Origin of the sequence: Pontibacter litorisediminis (assembly GCF_029360645.1) — a bacterium.
Lineage (GTDB): Bacteria > Bacteroidota > Bacteroidia > Cytophagales > Hymenobacteraceae > Pontibacter > Pontibacter litorisediminis.
On record NZ_JARDUA010000009.1, the window covers coordinates 33,218 to 52,715 of the forward strand.

Below are 19,498 nucleotides of genomic sequence, written 5' to 3' on the forward strand. Positions count from 1 at the left end.
TTTTTATGTGTGTGAGGAGTAACTCTAATTCTGCTTTTCCTGCATCAGTTGGTCTATGCGCTGTTGCACCGCCTGGTCCTGGCGGTAAGCCATCATAATCTGCTCGAACTTCTCCAGCGTCATGCCATCCTTCTGTATGGCGTCCTCCAGGTCCTTCTGCAGAGTAGGCTGCATCTCCATCATGCGTTGCGCTGCCTTGTTAAAAGCGGCCATCTCCTCTGGGGTAGCCTCTACCTCCGCTAGTTTCTGCTGCTGGTGCGCCTGCGCCATTTGGTTAAACTTCTCTACGCTCAGCTTCTCCTCTTCTAAAATGCCCATCATGGCTTTTTCGCCCTCCTGCTGCACCACCATCAAGCGGGTGCTGGCGTCGGCAAACTGCTGCAGGTCCGCATCAGAGAAGTTCTGTGGCTTAGCCTGCTGTGTTGGAGGGGTTGGTTGCTGTGCCATGGCGGCAGGGGCTGCCAGGGTAGCACTAAGTATAAGCGCAGCCAGGGCTGCGCCTTTCAAGGTTTGGATAAAATTCATAAAGTCAGGGATTTGTTTTTAGGTGTAGATAAATGATTTTGCACCAACCCAAGGTTAGTTTTCTGTTTTATACCAGCAGAAAGCAGATTTTGTTTTACGGCCGTAGCCCTGACTGTGTCTTGGTAGGGCCTACGAAGCATCTTTCTGAGCTAGTGAGGCACTTTGGAAGGTGTAGGGCTGCAGCCCTATGTGCGAAGCCCGCTTCTGCATTCATGCAAAAGAGACGCAGGTGTTGCGTCTCTTCTGCAAGGTATTCTATAAACAAGGGCTCTGGCTACACTTCCTCCTCGGCTCTATACTTCTTCAGCTTCTCTTTGTGGATGAGTTGCTTCTCCAGCAGCTTCTGCACCTCGGGCTTGTCGTAATCCTCTGCTGATCGGATGTGCTTCATTACCTTTTTCATGATCTTGTCCTGCTGCTGCCCGGTTTCAAGGGCGTAGGAGTAGGGGAGGTCGGTGAAGGTAACCATGGAGTAAAGCGGAATCCACTTGTCCGGGTACTGCTGTGATATCTTGCCCTCGATCTTCTTGCGCAGCAAAAAGCGTGGGTCCGCAACTTTATCGCGCATCTCAATAAAGTTCAGCACGGCCAGGTCGGCAATGGCATCGGCGTTGGGCTTGCGGCGGCGCTCGAAGGCCTTGAACAGCGCCTCCCAGTCATCGCCCTCAAAGCTATCCAGCATCTGGTCCAGCACGGTAATGTCTTCAAAGCCAGCGTTCATGCCTTGCCCGTAGAACGGCACCACCGCATGGCAGGCATCCCCGATCAGCAGCGATTTGCCTTCGTAACTCCACGGAAAGCACTTAACCGTCACCAGTGAGCCAACCGGGTTGGAAAAGTAATCCTGCGCTAAGGTTGGCATCAGCGGCACCGCATCCGGGAATACCTCCCTGAAGAAAGCGGTCAGGTCATCCTCGTTGCTGATAGCGGCAAAAGAGCGCTCCCCTTCATAGGGGAAGAACAAGGTGCAGGTAAAGCTGCCGTCTATGTTGGGCAGGGCGATCATCATGTAGTTGCCGCGCGGCCAGATGTGCAGGGCGTTCTTCTCAATAGCCCAGCCCCCATCGGCAGTGGCAGGTATGGTGAGTTCTTTGTAGCCATACTCCAGGTAGCTCTGCTCGTAGTTAAAGCGCTCGGTTTTCTGCATGGCCCCCCGCACCACCGAGAACGCGCCATCTGCCCCGAAAAGCAGGTCGGGCTGTATAATTTCTGCCTGAGCTGTCTCCAGGTTGCGCAGTTGCACCTGGTTAGTGCGCAGGTCTACCTCGGTGGCCTGGCGGCTAAAGTGATAAGTGATGTCAGGGTTGGGTTCCGAAACGTCCATCAGGGCCACGTTCAGCCCGCTCCGGGATACCGAGTAAATAGACTGCCCCTCCTTGCCATAGGGCTGGAAAGTAAGGCTGCCTTGTTCGTCATGCATCATGCGGCCATGCATCGGTATCGCCACTTTGCGCACCGCCTCCTCTATGCCAATGCCACGCAGTGCTCGCCAGCCGCGGTCGCTCAGGGCCAGGTTTATCGAACGGCCGCCATCCAGGGTGCTCTTGCGCAGGTCGGGCCGGCGCTCGTACAGATCTACTTTATGGCCGCGCTTAGCCAGGTATAACGACAGCAGCGAGCCGACCAAACCTGCTCCCATAATGGCGATGTTCTTTCTCTCGGTCATAGTTTATCCGGGCAGAGCCTCAAGTATGGTGTAAAGTAAAGATTTCTGGTCCGCTTGCGCAAGTTGATCAGGCAACTACACACCGGAACGTAAGGTTAATACGCGGCTGCACGGCTTTGGTGGTTTTAGGCACATGGTGGAGCCAGTGGTGCTGCGTAGGCCCCTGCATGAGCAGCAGGCTGCCAGCGGTAAGTACAAGCGGCACGGGCTTCAGGTCCTGGCGGGTGCGGTGCTTGAAAGCAAAACGGCGTTCACCCCCGAAGCTCAGGCTGGCAATGCTTGGCTGCTGCCCCAGCTCCGGCTCGTTGTCCGCATGCCAGCCCATGCTGTCCTGGCCGCTGCGGTAGAGGTTTAAGAGCACACTGTTATACTGCCGGCCGCTGGCCTGCTCCACTTTGTGCTTTAGCTCCAGGAGTACGGGCAGCCACGGCTGCGGCTTGTTGTGCAGGCCCGAGTAAGTATAGCCTTTGTCGCCACACCAGGCCGTAAGGCGGGGCATGGGCAGCTGGCGCCCGAACATCCTGATGCTTTCCTGCTGCCAGCTTACCTCCTCCAGCAGCTGCTCAAAGTATAGCTCGCTTTGCGGGGCAGGGATAAAAGCCGGGGCAAAGTATACTTCGGCATCGGGGAGGGGGAGGGGCTGTAATGGCATATGATCTCGGATATGAACTGTAACGTGTAAATTCTGCCTATGCTTTCTTTGTAACGCCCGGCATCCGCCTCTTGCCGCTGCGGGCACGCAGGTAGTCCAGGTAGCTCATGGATTTAGTGGCGGTGATGCCGTGCAGCACGATAGACACCAGCACGATAAAACCCACCACGCTCCATAGTTGCTCCGCATTCACAAAGGCTACCTTATCCAGGGCGAACGACAGGTAAAAAAAAGAGCCGATGCCCCGGATGCCGAAGAAGCTGATAGCCAGTTTCTCGCGCAGCGGCATCTCTACGCCCCACATGCCCAGCAACCCCGACAGCGGGCGGATGACGAATAAGAACACCAGCCCCACCGCTGCCCCCTGCCAGGTAAGGTTATCGAGCAGGCCAAACACCAGGCTGCCGCCGAACAGCAGCAGCAGGATAACCATCAGGATGTGCTCCACCTGGTTCACGAAGTCGTGCATTTCGGTATGGTAGTCGTGCTCGGGCTCGCAGCTGCTCATGGTTATCGCGCCTACAAACACCGCAATGAAACCATAGCCATGCGCCATCTCAGTGACGCCGTAAATAACCAAGGTGGCTGACAGGGCCAGGAAACCCTCCTGAGCCCTGGGGAATTTACTGATCTGTGGCAGTCTAAAGATCAGGAAGGCCAGGCCGCGGCCTATCAGGTAGCCGATCGCTACACCGGCCACTATGCGGTACAGCAGGTCGCGCAGCAGCCAGGTTGTTAGCCACTCGCCGTCGGTTGCCTGGGCGGCAATGGCGATCACCACCGCCAGCCAGGTAAAAGGGAAGGCCATGCCATCATTCAGTCCAGCCTCTGCGGTAAGGGAGAAACGCACGTCATCCTCCTCCTTGTCGTTGGGAGGGCCCACCTGCACCTGCTCGGCCAACACAGGATCTGTAGGAGCCAGTACGGCCCCAAGCAGTATGGCCGCTGCCACCGACATGCCCAGCACCGTAGCGCCCAGCACGGCCAGGCTGCCAATGCACAGCAACATGGTTATGCTTATTAACCGAAGGGGCACCTGCCAATTGCGCCAGCTGACCTTGCGCCGGAGCTTTAGCCCGGTGCTCATCAGCGAGATGATCACGCTTAGCTCCGTCAGGTGCACCACGTAGTCCTCCTTCCACAGCGGGTCGGGTATGGGAAGCTCTGCTGGCAGCAGGTAAATAAGGACGCCCAGCAGCAGGAACAGGATAGGGTAAGAAAAGGTGGTTTGCTTGAGCAGCGATGGTACCCAAGCCATAGAGAGAGCCGCCAGGCCCACAATGGTAATGGCAAGTATATAATTAGACATGTATTTTGTGTTTAGAGAGCGGTAGGTGCGAATGCTGTATACAACACAGGTTGTACTTGCTGCAGCCATAAGCTTGTAGCATACATACGGTATTTCGGCATTTGTGCCTATATTTATAGTTCTTAAGACATAATTTGTAGAATTTGGAAGCACTAGAGGAATTTCTGGTTGCATTTAGCGATGCAGCCTGGGGCATGCCCCTGCTGATACTGCTGATGGGGGGCGGTTTTTATTTTATGTTTTACTCCGGCTTTCTGCCGTTCCGCTTCCTGCGCCATGCCATTAACGTGTTGCGCGGCAGGTACGACGACCCGGATGACCCAGGCGACATAAACCACTTTGAGGCCCTCTCCGCGGCCCTGGCGGCCACGGTAGGCATGGGTAACATCAGCGGCGTGGCCGTGGCCATCGCCATTGGCGGGCCTGGGGTGCTGTTCTGGATGTGGGTGAGTGCCTTTGTGGGGATGGCCACGAAGTTCTTTACCTGTACCCTGTCTGTGATGTACCGCGGCTACGACAGCAAAGGCCATCTGGAGGGCGGGCCCATGTACGTGATCACGGAAGGCCTCGGGAAGAAATGGAAGCCCCTGGCTGCCTTCTTTGCCATAGCGGGCTTGTTCGGCACGCTGCCGATCTTCCAGGCCAACCAGCTGACGCAGGTGGTACGGGAGGTGGTGCTGGAGCCAAGCGGCTTCACGACAGAAGACCTGTTCTACACCAACCTGATTATAGGCCTGACGTTGGTGCTAATCACCTCCATGGTGATATTCGGTGGTATCAAACGCATCGGCCATGTGGCAGGCAAAATGGTGCCGGGCATGGTGGTGCTTTACATGCTGGCCGTGTTCTACATCATGATCGTTAACTATACCGCCATACCTGATGCCTTCGCGCTTATCTTTACCGATGCCTTTACGGCAGAATCGGTAATGGGGGGAGCTGTTGGGGCGATTATTATCGCAGGTGCGCGTAGGGCCGCCTTCTCCAACGAAGCGGGCATCGGCACAGCCTCTATGATGCATGGTGCCGCCAAAACCGACGAGCCTGTTCGCGAGGGCCTGGTAGCCATGTTGGGTCCCTTCATCGATACCATCGTGGTCTGCACGCTTACTGGTCTGGCCATCATTGTCACCGGAACCTGGCATACCTCCGATGCCAACGGCGTAACCATGACGGCCACCGCCTTTAACAATGCCATGCCTGGTTTTGGCAGCTATGTGCTGGTCATGTGTGTGTTGATCTTTGCTTTTACGTCATTGTTCTCCTACTCCTACTACGGCACCAAGTGCTTCAGTTTCCTGTTTGGGGCCAAGTATAAGCACCTGTATAATTACTTCTATGTGGCCACCATCATCTTCGGGGCTACGGCCACTATTACGGCCGTTATCGCGCTGATAGACGGCATGTATGCCATGATGGCAATTCCAACGATGGTCTCGGCGCTTATACTTTCGCCTAAGGTGATGTCCGCTGCCCGGGACTATTTCAGGAGGATGAAGGAATTTAAGGAGGAGATGCGCCTGCGCGAAGTAAAAGAGGTGGAGCGGTAGAGAGTTGCCTTATGCCTGGTTAATGAAAAAGAGGAATGAATATACATGTTGGCTAATTGCAATGACTGGTTTCCTGTTGATGGGCGAGAGGTCCCGATCAATAGGAAATTATAAGTTGAAGCCATTGCAATTAGCAGCTGTTAGGCGGCAGTTAATGCCTAAATGAGTTCACATTCTAAGGCAGTCTCCACTGCTTTCCCTTTTTTAACAGATACCTTATAGGCTTTGTCTGCTTTATCTTGCGTGATCGCTTTTCTTAATTGGGTGCCTTCGAAGTAAAGACCGGCTGTCTCATCACAGGCATAGCCGGGGAGCAGCTTCCCTTCTTCAATCATTTTTAAGTAGAGAGGGCGCCTTTCTGCTTCCGTATGGTAATGAGGGCAGTTGCTTCCTTTTAGGAATCCTAACCCTTTCACGACAGTAAGTTGCTCCGGCCGGGAGTCAGAGAGTCCTTCCTCAAACCAGCAAATCGCTCCTGCGCTTGGGCCTGATAAAACGATTCCTTTCTCCCAGGCTTTCCTAAGTATGGTGTCAATGCCGTGCGACTTCCATAAACTTATCGCGTTCAGTGTATTGCCGCCTGTAACCAGAATGGCATCCATTTGCAATAATGTTTCTTCAAACGGCCGTTTCTGTTCGTAACTGGAAATAAACACCTTTTGCACAAAGGGTTGTATCGGCAGTTCTTTTGCTATCGCAAACCATTTCTCGATGTAAGCTTCACTGTCTCCCACAGGGGTAGGCAGGAAACATATTTTAGGGTTTTCTTTTCCTGTAAGTGAAATGAGATAGCTGATGGTTTTCAGGTCATATCCCCCTCCAGTCAAAAATATCTTTCTTGTTATCTGGTTATTTGCAAATGACGCTACATTTCCGGCGAGGGAAACACCAACGGTAGCAATAGCTGTATTTTTTATAAAGACCCTTCTTCTCATAAATAGTTTAACTTTAGGGAAACGTGTTCGTGTAGCGTCAGCCAGGCTTACTGCTACATCTTGTAGGGCAATGGATTATTTCTTTTCAAGCCATTCCTTCCAGTCCTGTGCCACCTCATCCCAACCGAAGTCGTCATAGTTTACCTTTCCACTTTCATCAGAGCCAAAGAAGTTATGCTCCCTGCCTATATAAGACATAAAAGTAAAGTTCTTCTTTTTATTACGAATAGCCTCTAGGCGCATGTAATCAAAAAAAGGCGCAGCGATGTCTTCTGTGCCATAAGCTATCAGTACAGGAATTTTCAGCTTGCGCAATGAATGAATAGGTGGCTTGGAAAAGCTGTAAATGGATTTGAAGGTAGTCTCTCCCTGAACCTGATTATTCTCTGGGTCGTTGATCAGTTCTTGCCACAATTCAAACTGCTTCTCTGTTGCCGTTCCTAATGAGTCATCCTGTTGCCTCACCTGCGAAATGATGGTCATCATTCTCCCGAAAGGGTTGGTGCTTGCGAAAATGAGGCGGGTAACGTCCTTTGACAGCTCCGCTAGCCTAGCCGCTACGGCAGCACCCTCTGAGTGACCCGCAACAACTACTCCCTCTTCGCTAATCCACCTTTGCTTCTGTAAGAACTTTATCACTTCCTTATTTCTATTGGCGTAGTAGTCCAAATTATCCCGCTTGATGTATTTCTCAGGGAAGCTGTTAGTTTTAGGGTCCACGTAAGCCATGTCTCTCCGCAACCCGCTCGCCTCACGGATAAGCGGCACGTATGGTTTGCTGATGATGGCAAGGTGGTAATCATTTAGTAGAATTCCCGCTTCAAAAGGGAACACCATGTATGGTTTTCCATTCTCCTGAAGCTTGATGAGCGGCTTTGGGAGCGACCCTTGGATGAAGAGGAACAGCGGCTTCTCCATCGCTTCTTCACCCTTTTTCGACAGCACCAGAATTTCCACCGTATCCTGCTTGTAAAGAGTTTGCAGGTGTCTGAAGCCGAAGTCTTCCGGTTTCTTAGCTTGGGCTGCGACATGAAAGCAAATCAGTAATGGAAGGAAAAAGAACAGTAATGTTTGTTTCATTGATCTTGTTGATCTTTTGCCCAACGGGTTAGGAAAGGCTGTGAACGAGGCGTAGCCGAGTATGGAGCCAGTGCAGGGCTAGCAGCTGGTGTTTTTTACAACTTGTTATCAAGTATACTTTTCCAATACACTCCCAACTGCCCCCGATTCTCAAACTTCTTTAGGTCAACATTTTCAGGAGCATGATATTCCTGTGTTTTTATGTATTTGATTATGTAGTCGATATTATTGAATTGCTCAAAGTAATAGTCCCAGTAACCATAGTAACTCAACATCCATTTCAGCTCTTCGTCCAATTGATGCTCTTCTATTTTCTGGTTTATAAGTTGAAGGACTCTTTCTTCAGCTTCTTTATCAAGTTCTTTCTCCCCGTCAAATGGTCCTTGTCCGCCAGGTATACCTGTAAGTCCAGAAGGTTCTGATACTGCGTACCATTGTAGAAACAATGCCCTTTTTAGTGCTTCATTATCATCATTAGCTAATTCTGCATACCTTTTATGGATGTTTATATACTTATCAAACACACCAATAGCGTCAACCATTTTTGGTTTGTCTCCCATTAAGGCGTGCACTTGACGTACCTGTTCAAGAAGAGCAAATTCTGTATTTGATAAATCTTCCAAATTCATAATTACACCTACTGCTAACTTGAGTATAAACACAATGCTACTCCTTGTAGACACTCAAACCCGGCGGCTATATGAAACTGGATTAGCAAATAAACTATATAGCAAAGTATAAATAAATTGAGGCAAAGAAAAGCGGCTGGTATTTCTTTCAATACCATCCGCTTATACTTTACAACTCTCTAACTCTCCAACTCCTCTACCGCTCCAGGCACTCGTGCAGGATCTCGGAGAAGCGGTATACTTCCTCAAAGCTGTTGTAGAGCGGGGTAGGGGCCACGCGGATGACGTTCGGCTCGCGGTAATCCACTATGATGCCGGCTTCCATCAGTTTGTTAAACAGCAGGCGTGAGTCTTTCTTTACCAGGAGCGAAATCTGGCAGCCACGGGCTTGCGGATCTGCCGGGGTGATCATCTCCAGCACGTCCTTACCCACGTGCACATCGTTGATGAGGTACTCCAGGTAGCCGGTCAGCTTTTCACTCTTGGCGCGGAGGGCTTCCATGCCCCCTGCCTCGTCAACGAGCGCCAGTGCGGCCCGGTGCACCGCCATCGGCAGTATCTGGGCGTTGCTCAGTTGCCAGCCCGCGGCACCTTGCATCGGTATAAAGCCTTTCTTCATCTGGAAACGAACATCGGCGTCATGTCCCCACCAGCCGGCAAAGCGCGGTATACTTGGGTCGTGGGCATGGCGCTCGTGCACAAACACACCCGAAGTGCCGCCCGGGCCCGAATTCAGGTACTTGTAAGTACACCATACAGCGAAGTCCACGTTCCAGTCGTGCAGGTGCAGCGGCACGTTGCCGGCAGCATGCGCCAGGTCGAAGCCTACCAAGGCGCCCGCCTCATGGCCGGCCTGGGTAATGGCCGCCATGTCGAACACCTGCCCGGTGTAGTAGTTAATGCCGCCCATCATCACCAGGGCCAGTTCCTCGCCGTGCTGTTTTATACTTGCCAGGATGTCTTCGGTGCGCAGCGTGTGCTCGCCTTCTCTTGGCGAAAGCTCCACAATAGCCTCATCCGGGTTATAGCCATGAAATTTCACCTGTGTCTCCAGCGCATACTGGTCTGAGGGGAAAGCGCCTGCCTCGGTGATAATTTTAAAGCGCTTGCCTTCCGGGCGGTAAAAAGACACCAGCATCAGGTGCAGGTTCACGGTGAGTTGGTTCATCACCACCACCTCGCTTTCTTTGGCCCCCACCACACGGGCTGTTCCTGGCGCCAGGAGCTCGTGGTAGTTAAACCAGGGTTCTTCGCCTTTAAAATGCCCTTCCACGGCCAGATTGGCCCATTTATACATCTCATTGTCGATATACATCTGCGCCGATTTTGGTTGCAGCCCCAGCGAGTTGCCACAAAAGTAGATGGCGTCCTGCTTGTTTACCTGCGGGAAATAAAAGCGGTCCCGGAAGTGGTATAGTGGGTCTTGGCGGTCTTGTTCCTGCGCAAAGGCAAGCGTGTTTTGATAGGTCATGGTGTGCGTTTATACTTAAGGCTAAGCGGCCTGATTTATACTTTGTTTTCAGCGTAAGTTACGCATTTGGGAGAATAATTTGCGGCTCGGGGGAGTGGAATGATACGGGTATTAATTCCTTTTACTCATGCAAATGCCCAGCGAAACCTGGAACACCTGGTTCTTAATTTTTCCTCCTTCCTCACTGAGGTTAAATAGCCCCACCTGGTGACGTGCACTGACAGTGAGTTTGCCTTCTTTACCGAAGGACAGGCCATAGGCAAACCCGAAATCCTGTCCGTTGCCTTTGTACTGGGCCGGGTAGCTGTCTGTTTCCACTTTGTCCGAAAGGAGAAAAGCCGCATAAGGGCCTACGTGAAGGCTGAACGTTGGTACAGGAAAGACTTTCAGCATGACCGTTACGACGGCATAGTGCATGCGCAGGTGCCCATTCCTGAAAGCTGCGCCTTGAGCTGAGTACTGTATCTCCGGCTGAATGCCAACATGCTGCGATTCCATGTACAAGGCATAAAGCCCGGCATGGAAACCCGTTTGCATAGAAAGGCCCTCTGTGTCGCCTGTGAAGTTGCTAAAGTTGGCGCCTGCTTTCACGCCGTAGTATTTATTTTTTGGTGCTTCGCCGCCTGCACTTTGAGCAAAGCCACTGCCTGCCAGGAGCAGAAAGGAGAGAAGAAACGTGTAGAATTTGTTCATAGACTTTGTTTTAGCTGAAAAGGGTAGGTACGTAACCGCAACGAATTTATACTTTACAAAAAAGCCCGGCCAACGAATGGCCGGGCTTTTTTGTAAAGTATAAATTCGCTTAAAACTCTGCGTTCTGCGGCGTGCGCGGGAAGGGGATCACATCGCGGATGTTGCCCATGCCGGTGACGAACTGTACCATGCGCTCAAAGCCCAGACCAAAGCCGGCGTGCGGACAGCCCCCGAAGCGGCGGGTATCCAGGTACCACCACAGGTCTTCTTCGTGTATGCCCACGCCTTTCATGCGCTCCACCAGGATGTCGATGCGCTCCTCACGCTGCGAACCACCCACGATCTCGCCAATACCCGGAGCCAAAATGTCCATGGCCGCCACGGTCTTGCCGTCGTCGTTGAGGCGCATGTAGAAGGCCTTGATATCTTTCGGGTAATCCGTCACGATCACCGGCTTTTTGAAGTGTTTCTCCACCAGGTAGCGCTCGTGCTCGCTCTGCAGGTCCACGCCCCAAGCCACGTCGTACTGGAATTTTTTCTTCTTATAGTGGTTCGAGTTCACCAGGATGTCGATGGCCTCGGTATAGGTTACGCGCTCAAAGTCGTTGTTCACCACAAACTCCAGTTTCTCGAGCAGGCTCATTTCCTGGCGCTCGTTCTGCGGCTTGGCCTTGTCTTCCTCTGCCAGGCGCTGGCCCAGGAACTCGATGTCCTCGCGGTTGTTTTCCAGCGCGTAGCGGATGATGTACTTGATAAACTCCTCAGCCAGGTCGGCGTTCATTTTCAGGTCGTAGAAAGCCATTTCCGGCTCAATCATCCAGAACTCGGCCAGGTGGCGCGTGGTGTTGGAGTTCTCGGCACGGAAAGTTGGCCCGAAGGTATAAATATCGCTGAAAGCCATGGCCGCCAGCTCGCCTTCCAGCTGCCCGGATACTGTCAGGTTCGTAGCCTTTCCGAAGAAATCTTCCTCGTAGTTTACCTGTCCGTTTTCGGTAAGCGGCGGGTTGGTCGGGTCCAGCGTGGTCACGCGGAACATCTCGCCGGCGCCCTCTGCGTCTGATGCTGTGATGATCGGCGTGTGCATGTACACGAAGCCCTTCTCGTTAAAGAACCTGTGCACGGCAAAAGCCAGGGAGTTGCGCACGCGGAACACAGCGCCGAACGTGTTGGTGCGGAAGCGTAGGTGGGCGATCTCCCGCAAAAACTCCAGCGAGTGCGCCTTCTTCTGCAGCGGGTAAGTTTCCGGGTCAGCTTTGCCCAGCACCTCTATGTTGGTAGCCTGTACCTCAAAGGCCTGGCCTTTGCCTTGTGAGGCCACCAGTTCGCCCACCACAGAAATAGCAGCGCCTGTGGTCACGTCCTTCAGCGCTTCTTCGCTAAATTTCTCAGCATCGGCTACTACCTGTAAATTATTTATCGTGGAGCCGTCGTTCACGGCGATAAAGCTCACATACTTGTTTCCGCGCTTCGTGCGCACCCAGCCTTTCAGCAATACCTCTTTGCCTACCTCGGCACCCTTTAGCAGATCTTTAACTTTTGTGCGTTGCATGTGTATGGTTGTTAATACCCTGAAGGTACAGTTAATGCTTTACAATGTAAACTTAAAATGATACGGCTTCCGCCTTTTCGGATTCTACCGCCTCCGGAGGAGCGCCTATACTTTTACGCTGGGCACCGGCGTTATCCGGGAGTGGCCGCCACGGCCACAAACTTTGCGCCAGATAGGCGGCACGGCGATGCGCGTGAAGCATTACACTTAGGCCCTGTTACTTGCGTTTTCCCTAAAATCCCCCAAAGTAACGATATTTTAACCTTTTTTGTAAATGCGAGTAAAATTAACCTAAATTTGAAAGTGCGCAGAAGGGCGCGGATTTTTCTCTAAAAACTATGCAGCGACTCGATTTAAGACAACTTTTATCCCAGAAGCTATCGCCGCAGCAGATACAATTTATCAAGCTGCTGCAGATACCTACTGCTGAGTTGGAGATGCGCATAAAAGAAGAGCTGGAGATAAATCCCGCCCTGGAAGAAGGCCGTGAGGAGCCTGCCGAAGAATACAGCGATTCATCGGACGAGTACGAGGAGGACTATGGCAAGGACGATGACATAGACCTGAACGACTACCTGAACGACGATGAGATAAGCGGCTACAAAATGCAGGGCGACCGTGGCGGCGACGAGGAAGACAAGGAGATGCCGATTGCTATGGCTACCACGCTCACCGACTCGCTGCTGGACCAGCTGGGCTTCCTAAGCCTGGACGACAAGCAGTACTCCATCGGTATGCAGCTCATCGGCAGCATCGACAGCGACGGCTACATCCGCCGCGACCTGGGCTCCATCGCCAACGACCTGGCTTTTTCGCAAAACATCGAGACCACAGAGGAGGAGATAGAGCAGGTGCTGCACCTGATCCAGACCTTCGACCCGGCCGGTATTGCCGCCCGCGACCTGCCCGAGTGCCTTTTGCTGCAGCTGGAGCGCCGCGAGCAGGATGCCACCACCGTGCTGGCCGAGCGCATCATCCGCCAGGCTTTCGACGAGTTCACCAAAAAGCACTACCAGAAGATACAGAGCAAGTTCAATGTGTCGGAGGAGGAGCTGAAGAAGGCTATTGATGCCATAACCCGCCTCAACCCGAAGCCGGGTGGCGCCGGTGCCGGCCTTGCCCGGGTGCAGTACATCATCCCGGATTTTATATTGACCAACAACAACGGGCAGCTGGAGCTCTCGCTTAACTCCCGCAACGCCCCAGACCTGCGCATCAGCCGCTCCTATGCCGATATGTTCGATGCCTATGACAAGTCGGACAAGAAGGACAAGAAACTGAAGGAGACGGTGGCCTTTGTGAAGCAGAAGCTGGACGCGGCCAAGTGGTTTATCGATGCCATCCGCCAGCGCCAGAACACGCTGCTGCGCACCATGGAGGCCATCATCAAATACCAGCACGACTTCTTTTTAGAAGGGGATGAAAGTGAACTGCGCCCGATGATCCTGAAGGACATTGCCGAGGAGATCGGCATGGACATCAGTACCGTGAGCCGCGTGGCCAATAGCAAAGCCGTGCAGACGGAGTTTGGCATTTACCCGCTCAAGTACTTTTTCTCGGAGGGCATTGCCACCGACTCCGGCGAGGACGCCAGCAGCCGCGAGGTGAAGCATATCCTTAAGGAGATTATTGAGGGTGAGAATAAGCGCAAGCCGCTTTCCGACGAAAAGATAGAGAAGCTCCTGAACGAGAAAGGCTATAACATTGCCCGCCGTACCGTGGCCAAGTATAGGGAGCAGCTGAACATACCGGTAGCCCGTTTACGTAAGGAGCTGTAGCTTTAATTGCTAAATTGTTGGATGGTTGAATTGCTGGTTTTTGGCCGCAAGATTCTTGCAGCGTATCACTTTTCAACTCTCTAACCTTCTATCTTTTTAACTTTCTAACCTCTAACTTCTCCGTGAATCGTTCGCTCGCGAAAGCCTTGTCGGTAGTTTTTCACCCGCTGCTGCTGCCCACCTATCTTTTCGCCATCATACTTTACTACATGCCATCGTCTACGCTAACGCTGCCCATGCGCGTGCGCTGGATCGTGCTGGCCATGATTTTTTTTACCACCTTTATTGTCCCGGCTGCGGCGGCCTTTGCCATGATGCGCCTCGGTTACCTCAGCTCCTTGGAGATGGACAGGCGGGAGGAACGCGGTTTCCCGCTGCTGTTCACGGCCATTTGCTATGCTGCCACCTCCTATCTTTTCTACAGCGAACCCACCTACGACGCCATTTTTTACTTCGTGATGGGTATCATCGCGGCGGCAGTATTCCTGGCTTTTGCCATTTCGCAGTTCTGGAAGATTAGCGCGCACAGCATAGGGTTGGGCGGAGGCTTGGGGTTGTTGCTGGTGTTGCACAAGCTGGCCCCCGAGGCTATGCTAATTTACCCGGTTATCGTGGCTGTTTTTGTGGCAGGAGTAGTGATGTCGGCAAGGCTGGCGCTGCACGCCCATACCCCGGCCGAAGTATATGCCGGCTTCGGGAGTGGCCTGCTGCTGGCGCTGGGAGCCTCGGTGGCGCTGTATTAAGTAGGGCCGTTTCGTCCGCTTGTGCCTTTTATACTTTAGGAATAGCTTTCTGCTGTTGCTGGTGCGGGTTTGCAACTTAATTACCTCGCTGGCGTGGGCCTGTAATCTCTTTCTGCTGCGGATTTCCTGATCCACATAAACCATACTTCATACTTGCCTCTGCTCTGATTTTTGCTGGCGCGGGTTTGCAACCCGTGCCTTCCTATACGCTCGGATTTATAATCCGAGTGGCTTGAAGAGCCATGCTTGCGTTTGCCATACTTTTAAGCTTTCCCTGGCGCAAGCGTCCGCTTGTGCCTTACTTAGCCGCTGCTTTCTACAACTTAAACTAAGCTAAGTTATCCTTTCTAGCTACAGCTCATCCACAGCCTCACAACCAGCTCGCTTCACTTTTACTTCTAGCTTTAACTCTCGTGCTTTCTCTATTGCCACTGCTTCTGCAACTGGGCACTAGCTGTCCTTTCTAGCCACTGCTGACCCTCTAGTCCCACAAGCGACTCGTTTCATTTCTGGCTTTGGCGCCCTCCAGGCCGGGAGGCCTCGTCCTGGGGGTAGGGGCCCTCGATAAGGGCATCGCGCTGGGAGCTTTTCCTTTGCTCCTGCGTCGCAATGCCTCGCCTCCGGAAAAACTCACATAGGCGCTCAACCCAAAGACTGGGAAACACTTCGATAGCCACTGCCTTTGCTGTGGAACAAGGATAGTTCCCCTCCTTGGACTATCGAGAACGCGGGTTCGAAGGTAGCGAGCGTAGCTCGGAGGGGCAGGGGTGGGTTCATACTTTAAAAGGACAAGTTGCGAATACCAGCAGCAGCAAAGGCACAAACGAGGCCTTGCGCCAGAAGGGCATTGAAACACAGCGGAGCCAAGTACAGAATCAAACCCATGCAGATCTGGCTGCTTGCAGGACGGGCGGGATTTCTTAACTTTATACTGATCAAAACTAACCTTAATACACATGAACTACGAGTGTCTCTTATATGAAGTGCAGGATGGGGTGGCTACCATTACGCTGAACCGCCCCGATGTTTTCAATGCCTTTAACGACCAGCAGAGCTATGACCTGCAGGATGCCCTGAAGCAGGTGAGCCGCGACAACACTGTGCGTGTGGTGGTGCTAACGGGAGCTGGTAAAGCCTTCTGCTCTGGCCAGGACCTGAAGGCCATTGCCAGCGCCAGCAAGCGCGACCTGTCGGAGTCGCTGGAGAAGCGCTACAACCCGATCATCCGCGCCATGCGCAACCTGCCCAAGCCCATCATCTGCAAGCTAAACGGCGTTGCAGCCGGTGCTGGTTGCTCCCTGGCCCTTGCCTGCGACATGGTGATAGCAAGCACGGCCGCAAGTATGATCGAGGTGTTCGTGAACGTGGGTTTGGTGCTGGACTCCGGCTCATCGTTCTTCCTGCCGCGCGTAGTGGGTTCCCTGAAGGCTTTTGAGCTGAGTACGCTAGGCTCAAAGGTATCGGCAGAGGAGGCGCTGCAACTGGGTATGGTAAATAAGGTGGTGGCACCAGAGGAGCTGGATGCCGCCGTGGCCGAGCTGGCCGCCCGCTATGCCGCCGGCCCGACCAAAGCCATCGGCCTGATGAAAAAAATGCTAAACAAGTCCTTTAGCGCTACCTTAGATGAGATGCTGGACTACGAGGCACACTGCCAGAAGATCGCCGGCAACTCCGAAGACTACAAAGAAGGCGTAACGGCCTTTAATGAGAAGCGGAAACCGCAGTTTAAGGGCGCTTAGCTATAGCGGGATACACTTTTTTATGTTCAACAAGAGCCGGGCAGTACTGTCTGGCTCTTGTTGTTTCTGCTGCCGCAGTATACTTTGTCTCTCTTTGTGTAGACCTATCAGTGCCCGACACGTATACAACAGGTATAATTATTTCTTTTTATTGTGTAATTTAATCTTTGTTGTTATGCTGCGCAAGGTGCTCCTCCTGCTACTGTGCTGCCAATTGGCAGCGGCAGTGCCTTCTCAGGCACAAACAGATTGTGCTGATTATCAGTTGCTGCGCGAAAATACAAAGTATGAGCTGCTAAACTATGACCGGAAGGACCGGCAAACCGGGCGGATTGTTTACAATGTGACCAACGTAGAGAATTCTGGCGATAAGGTGGAGGCCACGATCCATAGCCAGGTGTATGATGAAGAAGGAAAGCTTGCTACTGAAAACGACTTTAAGATTGGCTGTGAGAACGGCAGTATCTCCATGGATCTGAACTCTCTGATGGGGCCTAACATGATGGGCACCTACAAGGAAATGGAAATGGCTGTAGAAGGAAATAAACTGCTGTACCCCAGCAACCTGCAGGCAGGGCAGAAATTGGAGGACGGCACCATGACCATGGAAATGAAAGACAAAGAAAGTGGCCAGAAAGCGATGACTATGGTCATGAAAGTGACTAACCGCACCGTGGAAGGGAAAGAAAGTGTCACGGTGCCCGCTGGTACCTATGATAGCTATAAGATCAGGTATAACACCGATATGGAAAACCGCGCCATGGAGATGAAGATGCCCGGCATGCGCATGGAGACAGTAGAGTACTACGTGCCGGAGATTGGCACGGTGCGCACTGAGACCTACCGCAACGGCAAACTGCTGTCTTACACCGTGCTCAGCAAAGTAGAATAACCTCGCCTAGTCCGTCTGTTCATAGCTTAGCGCCGGCCCCTGTTACGGAGCCGGCGCTCTTGTTTCTAAGCTGGTCAGAAAGTATAGCCTGCTGAGATGTTCAGCTGCGGCGAGGGCACTATGAAGATAGCCGAATTCTGCTCAGCCACCAGCGCATGCCCGATGATGTTCTCTGGCAGCAGCTCGTCTGCGCCTTTAGCCAGCGCATACTTCAGGCGTGCCCCCAGCGCCGCAGACACTTCCATAGTAAAGTGCTTGCCTAGTAAAAACTGGCCGCCTAGCTGGTAGTTGAGTTCCAGGGAGTTCTGGTAGAGACGCCCCACCTGGCGGCCAAATGTATTGCCGGGCTCTTCGAAAGGGCTGTCGAACACGCCTTCTTCGAAGGCCATGAAGCGGTAGCCAAACATAGGTCCATGGAAGAAGCCAAACGGCACGCCATCGTGCTTCTTGGAAGTATAGTAGCGCTGGCTCATGCGGATATGCATACCGCTCACCTTCACATCGTCCGGCAGGAAATCATCACTCTTTAGGTAGCCCCGGTACACATAGCTTAGGCCAAACTCATTTGAGATGCGGTCAGTGCGCATTTTCTCGTAAGAAAAGTATACTTCCCCGATCTGTAAAGGGTGGATCTTTAGGATCCGGCTGTAGGCTGTGTCCGGCAGAGCCTCCGCGTCTGCACGCTGGGCAAGGGTGTGGCGCAGTGGCAGCATCAGGAGCAGCACCAACCAGGTGGCTCCGAAAACATACTTGCTGTTTCTCATGTCATACTTGGTTTTAGTAAGCTTAAGGGTGTGTAAGCGGTGTGTCATCAGTGCTTACACTACTTTGCATAGTAATGTTTCATCTTGATAAAATCTAGGTGGGTCCCGTTAGGAAATTTATCAAAATGGGCCTTGAAGATGATATAGATGCCGCTTCCGATAACTCCATAGCTTTCGCGGCGTATACAATTTCTGGTAAAAAACCTATACTAAACTTAACATACAGAACTATGAAAAAGATTTTTTCGACAGGATTGATAGCCGGCGCTTTCATGTTTGCCATGGCCTCCTGCAACCAAGAGGGTGGGGCCGTGGAGGAAGCCCAGGAGGTGAACGAGCAAGTAGCCGAGGACACGCAGATGGAGGACCAAATGACCGATATGTCTGACTTCATGACAAAAGCGGCCAGTGGCGGTATGATGGAGGTAGAACTGGGTAAAATGGCGCAGGAGAAGGGCCAGCATGCGGATGTGAAAAGCTTTGGGCAGATGATGGTAACCGACCACTCCAAAGCAAATGAGGAGCTTAAATCGCTGGCACAGAAAAAGAATATCGTGTTACCAGACAGCATGGGCGAAAAGCACATGGACCATGTACAGGAGCTGCGGGATAAAACCGGTGCTGAGTTTGACAGAGCTTACATGGACCTGATGGTGGAAGACCATGAAGAAGACGTGAACATGTTTGAGGATGCAGCCAAGAACCTGCAAGACCCGGACGTGAAAGCATTTGCCAGCAAAACAGTTCCTACGCTGCGCCAGCACCTGCAGCGGGCACAACAAATAGATAGCACGCTGCAGCAGAGGCAATAAACCTGACTTGATATAACTAGTTTTGTAAAGCATCTGTAAGTCTTATCTTGCAGATGCTTTATACATTAAACGGAAATTGACTATGAGGAAAAGTATACAGAGTGCGCTGGCACTGCTGGCCCTAGTTTTCGCCACTGCCTGTGGCTCCGACGACAGCATTAGGCAGGCGGCGGAGGAGAGTGTGCAGCAGTTTAAAGCAGCCGGCGTGCAGGAGGATATGGAAAACGATGCCCTGTTTGTTGCCGAGGCGGCCAGTGCCAGCATGTTGCAGGTGCAGCTAGGGGAGGCTGCCGCAGGCAAAGCCGTTAGCCCCGAGGTGAAGGGGCTGGCAGAGGAAATGGTTACGGCCCACCAAAGCATCCTGAACGACCTCCGCGATTTGGCCGGCCAGAGCAATTTTGTGTTGCCATCCACGCTGGGGGAGGCGCACCACGAAGTATACCAGGAGGTGACGGACAAGTCCGGCATCTCTTTTGACCTGACTTACCTGCGCCGCATCGTAGACCAGAACGAAATGCTGGTGAAGCGGTACGAAGACATGGCCAAGAACGGGAAGGCCATGGAGCTGAAGCAGTATGCCAGCAAGCAGGTGCCTCTGCTAAGGCAGCATCAGCAAATACTGGAAAGGCTGGAGGAGTCGTTGGAAGACCTGTAAAAGTATAAAACCCCGCTGCCACAGGTTGGCAGCGGGGTTTTGCTTTCGCACCAGTG

Annotated in this window: 18 protein-coding genes; 7 read left to right on the forward strand and 11 right to left on the reverse strand. The window is 52.6% G+C overall.

What is annotated here, in order from left to right; translation table 11 throughout:
- Window positions 1-24: 24 nt before the first annotated feature.
- From PXG97_RS19660 to PXG97_RS19675, 4 genes are all read right to left on the reverse strand, one after another.
- A complete protein-coding gene (locus PXG97_RS19660) occupies window positions 25-525 on the reverse strand; it encodes a DUF4168 domain-containing protein (protein WP_276499546.1) in 501 nt (166 codons plus the stop codon).
- A 274-nt stretch (window positions 526-799) separates the two neighbouring features.
- Complete coding sequence (locus tag PXG97_RS19665; RefSeq protein ID WP_276499547.1) at window positions 800-2,191, reverse strand: FAD-dependent oxidoreductase; 1,392 nt, start codon at window positions 2,189-2,191, stop codon at window positions 800-802.
- A gap of 67 nt (window positions 2,192-2,258) precedes the next feature.
- On the reverse strand, window positions 2,259-2,843 hold the full coding sequence (locus tag PXG97_RS19670) for an alpha-ketoglutarate-dependent dioxygenase AlkB family protein (RefSeq protein WP_276499548.1): 585 nt from the start codon (window positions 2,841-2,843) through the stop codon (window positions 2,259-2,261).
- Window positions 2,844-2,880: 37 nt separating this feature from the next.
- Window positions 2,881-4,152, reverse strand: coding sequence for a cation:proton antiporter (locus PXG97_RS19675; RefSeq protein ID WP_276499549.1), 1,272 nt, complete (start codon window positions 4,150-4,152; stop codon window positions 2,881-2,883).
- 143 nt (window positions 4,153-4,295) lie between these two features.
- Here PXG97_RS19675 and PXG97_RS19680 point away from each other — a divergent pair, with 143 nt between their 5' ends.
- Window positions 4,296-5,702, forward strand: a complete 1,407-nt coding sequence (locus PXG97_RS19680; protein WP_276499550.1) for an alanine/glycine:cation symporter family protein — start codon at window positions 4,296-4,298, stop codon at window positions 5,700-5,702.
- Between the two features lie 158 nt (window positions 5,703-5,860).
- Here PXG97_RS19680 and PXG97_RS19685 read toward each other — a convergent pair whose 3' ends face one another.
- From PXG97_RS19685 to asnS, 6 genes are all read right to left on the reverse strand, one after another.
- Window positions 5,861-6,637 carry a Type 1 glutamine amidotransferase-like domain-containing protein gene (locus PXG97_RS19685; RefSeq protein ID WP_276499551.1) on the reverse strand — a complete coding sequence of 259 codons (777 nt, stop codon included), beginning with the start codon at window positions 6,635-6,637 and terminating at the stop codon, window positions 5,861-5,863.
- A 75-nt stretch (window positions 6,638-6,712) separates the two neighbouring features.
- Window positions 6,713-7,717 carry an alpha/beta hydrolase family protein gene (locus tag PXG97_RS19690; RefSeq protein WP_276499552.1) on the reverse strand — a complete coding sequence of 335 codons (1,005 nt, stop codon included), beginning with the start codon at window positions 7,715-7,717 and terminating at the stop codon, window positions 6,713-6,715.
- A 95-nt stretch (window positions 7,718-7,812) separates the two neighbouring features.
- The gene (locus tag PXG97_RS19695; protein WP_276499553.1) at window positions 7,813-8,346 is read right to left on the reverse strand and encodes a hypothetical protein; all 534 of its coding nucleotides are present in this window, start codon (window positions 8,344-8,346) and stop codon (window positions 7,813-7,815) included.
- 196 nt (window positions 8,347-8,542) lie between these two features.
- On the reverse strand, window positions 8,543-9,817 hold the full coding sequence (kynU, locus tag PXG97_RS19700) for a kynureninase (protein ID WP_276499554.1): 1,275 nt from the start codon (window positions 9,815-9,817) through the stop codon (window positions 8,543-8,545).
- Between the two features lie 111 nt (window positions 9,818-9,928).
- Window positions 9,929-10,510: an outer membrane beta-barrel protein gene (locus tag PXG97_RS19705; protein ID WP_276499555.1), complete on the reverse strand. Its 582-nt coding sequence runs from the start codon at window positions 10,508-10,510 to the stop codon at window positions 9,929-9,931.
- Between the two features lie 109 nt (window positions 10,511-10,619).
- Entirely contained in the window at window positions 10,620-12,059 is a 1,440-nt protein-coding gene (asnS, locus tag PXG97_RS19710) for an asparagine--tRNA ligase (RefSeq protein ID WP_276499556.1), read from the reverse strand.
- Window positions 12,060-12,397: 338 nt separating this feature from the next.
- On the opposite strand from asnS, the gene rpoN reads away from it, so the two are divergent.
- The 4 genes from rpoN (at window position 12,398) to PXG97_RS19730 (ending at window position 17,211) form a co-directional block, all read left to right on the forward strand.
- A complete protein-coding gene (gene rpoN / locus PXG97_RS19715) occupies window positions 12,398-13,837 on the forward strand; it encodes an RNA polymerase factor sigma-54 (RefSeq protein ID WP_276499557.1) in 1,440 nt (479 codons plus the stop codon).
- A 146-nt stretch (window positions 13,838-13,983) separates the two neighbouring features.
- Window positions 13,984-14,580: a hypothetical protein gene (locus PXG97_RS19720; protein WP_276499558.1), complete on the forward strand. Its 597-nt coding sequence runs from the start codon at window positions 13,984-13,986 to the stop codon at window positions 14,578-14,580.
- Between the two features lie 956 nt (window positions 14,581-15,536).
- Window positions 15,537-16,319, forward strand: coding sequence for an enoyl-CoA hydratase-related protein (locus PXG97_RS19725; protein ID WP_276499559.1), 783 nt, complete (start codon window positions 15,537-15,539; stop codon window positions 16,317-16,319).
- A gap of 175 nt (window positions 16,320-16,494) precedes the next feature.
- On the forward strand, window positions 16,495-17,211 hold the full coding sequence (locus PXG97_RS19730) for a TapB family protein (RefSeq protein ID WP_276499560.1): 717 nt from the start codon (window positions 16,495-16,497) through the stop codon (window positions 17,209-17,211).
- Window positions 17,212-17,285: 74 nt separating this feature from the next.
- Here the strand turns inward: PXG97_RS19730 and PXG97_RS19735 are convergent, their stop codons facing one another.
- Complete coding sequence (locus tag PXG97_RS19735) at window positions 17,286-17,975, reverse strand: ABC transporter ATP-binding protein (protein ID WP_276499561.1); 690 nt, start codon at window positions 17,973-17,975, stop codon at window positions 17,286-17,288.
- A 230-nt stretch (window positions 17,976-18,205) separates the two neighbouring features.
- Here PXG97_RS19735 and PXG97_RS19740 point away from each other — a divergent pair, with 230 nt between their 5' ends.
- Both PXG97_RS19740 and PXG97_RS19745 read left to right on the forward strand, forming a co-directional pair.
- Complete coding sequence (locus PXG97_RS19740; protein ID WP_276499562.1) at window positions 18,206-18,787, forward strand: DUF4142 domain-containing protein; 582 nt, start codon at window positions 18,206-18,208, stop codon at window positions 18,785-18,787.
- Between the two features lie 82 nt (window positions 18,788-18,869).
- Window positions 18,870-19,442: a DUF4142 domain-containing protein gene (locus tag PXG97_RS19745; protein ID WP_276499563.1), complete on the forward strand. Its 573-nt coding sequence runs from the start codon at window positions 18,870-18,872 to the stop codon at window positions 19,440-19,442.
- Window positions 19,443-19,498: the final 56 nt, after the last annotated feature.

Excerpts from the sequence above, each read along its gene's own strand:
- PXG97_RS19660 (WP_276499546.1), bottom strand. The coding sequence starts at position 525 with ATGAATTTTATCCAAACCTTGAAAGGCGCAGCCCTGGCTGCGCTTATA.
- PXG97_RS19665 (WP_276499547.1), bottom strand. The coding sequence starts at position 2,191 with ATGACCGAGAGAAAGAACATCGCCATTATGGGAGCAGGTTTGGTCGGC.
- PXG97_RS19670 (WP_276499548.1), bottom strand. The coding sequence starts at position 2,843 with ATGCCATTACAGCCCCTCCCCCTCCCCGATGCCGAAGTATACTTTGCC.
- PXG97_RS19675 (WP_276499549.1), bottom strand. The coding sequence starts at position 4,152 with ATGTCTAATTATATACTTGCCATTACCATTGTGGGCCTGGCGGCTCTC.
- PXG97_RS19685 (WP_276499551.1), bottom strand. The coding sequence starts at position 6,637 with ATGAGAAGAAGGGTCTTTATAAAAAATACAGCTATTGCTACCGTTGGT.
- PXG97_RS19690 (WP_276499552.1), bottom strand. The coding sequence starts at position 7,717 with ATGAAACAAACATTACTGTTCTTTTTCCTTCCATTACTGATTTGCTTT.
- PXG97_RS19695 (WP_276499553.1), bottom strand. The coding sequence starts at position 8,346 with ATGAATTTGGAAGATTTATCAAATACAGAATTTGCTCTTCTTGAACAG.
- kynU (WP_276499554.1), bottom strand. The coding sequence starts at position 9,817 with ATGACCTATCAAAACACGCTTGCCTTTGCGCAGGAACAAGACCGCCAA.
- PXG97_RS19705 (WP_276499555.1), bottom strand. The coding sequence starts at position 10,510 with ATGAACAAATTCTACACGTTTCTTCTCTCCTTTCTGCTCCTGGCAGGC.
- asnS (WP_276499556.1), bottom strand. The coding sequence starts at position 12,059 with ATGCAACGCACAAAAGTTAAAGATCTGCTAAAGGGTGCCGAGGTAGGC.
- rpoN (WP_276499557.1), top strand. The coding sequence starts at position 12,398 with ATGCAGCGACTCGATTTAAGACAACTTTTATCCCAGAAGCTATCGCCG.
- PXG97_RS19725 (WP_276499559.1), top strand. The coding sequence starts at position 15,537 with ATGAACTACGAGTGTCTCTTATATGAAGTGCAGGATGGGGTGGCTACC.
- PXG97_RS19730 (WP_276499560.1), top strand. The coding sequence starts at position 16,495 with ATGCTGCGCAAGGTGCTCCTCCTGCTACTGTGCTGCCAATTGGCAGCG.
- PXG97_RS19735 (WP_276499561.1), bottom strand. The coding sequence starts at position 17,975 with ATGAGAAACAGCAAGTATGTTTTCGGAGCCACCTGGTTGGTGCTGCTC.
- PXG97_RS19740 (WP_276499562.1), top strand. The coding sequence starts at position 18,206 with ATGAAAAAGATTTTTTCGACAGGATTGATAGCCGGCGCTTTCATGTTT.
- PXG97_RS19745 (WP_276499563.1), top strand. The coding sequence starts at position 18,870 with ATGAGGAAAAGTATACAGAGTGCGCTGGCACTGCTGGCCCTAGTTTTC.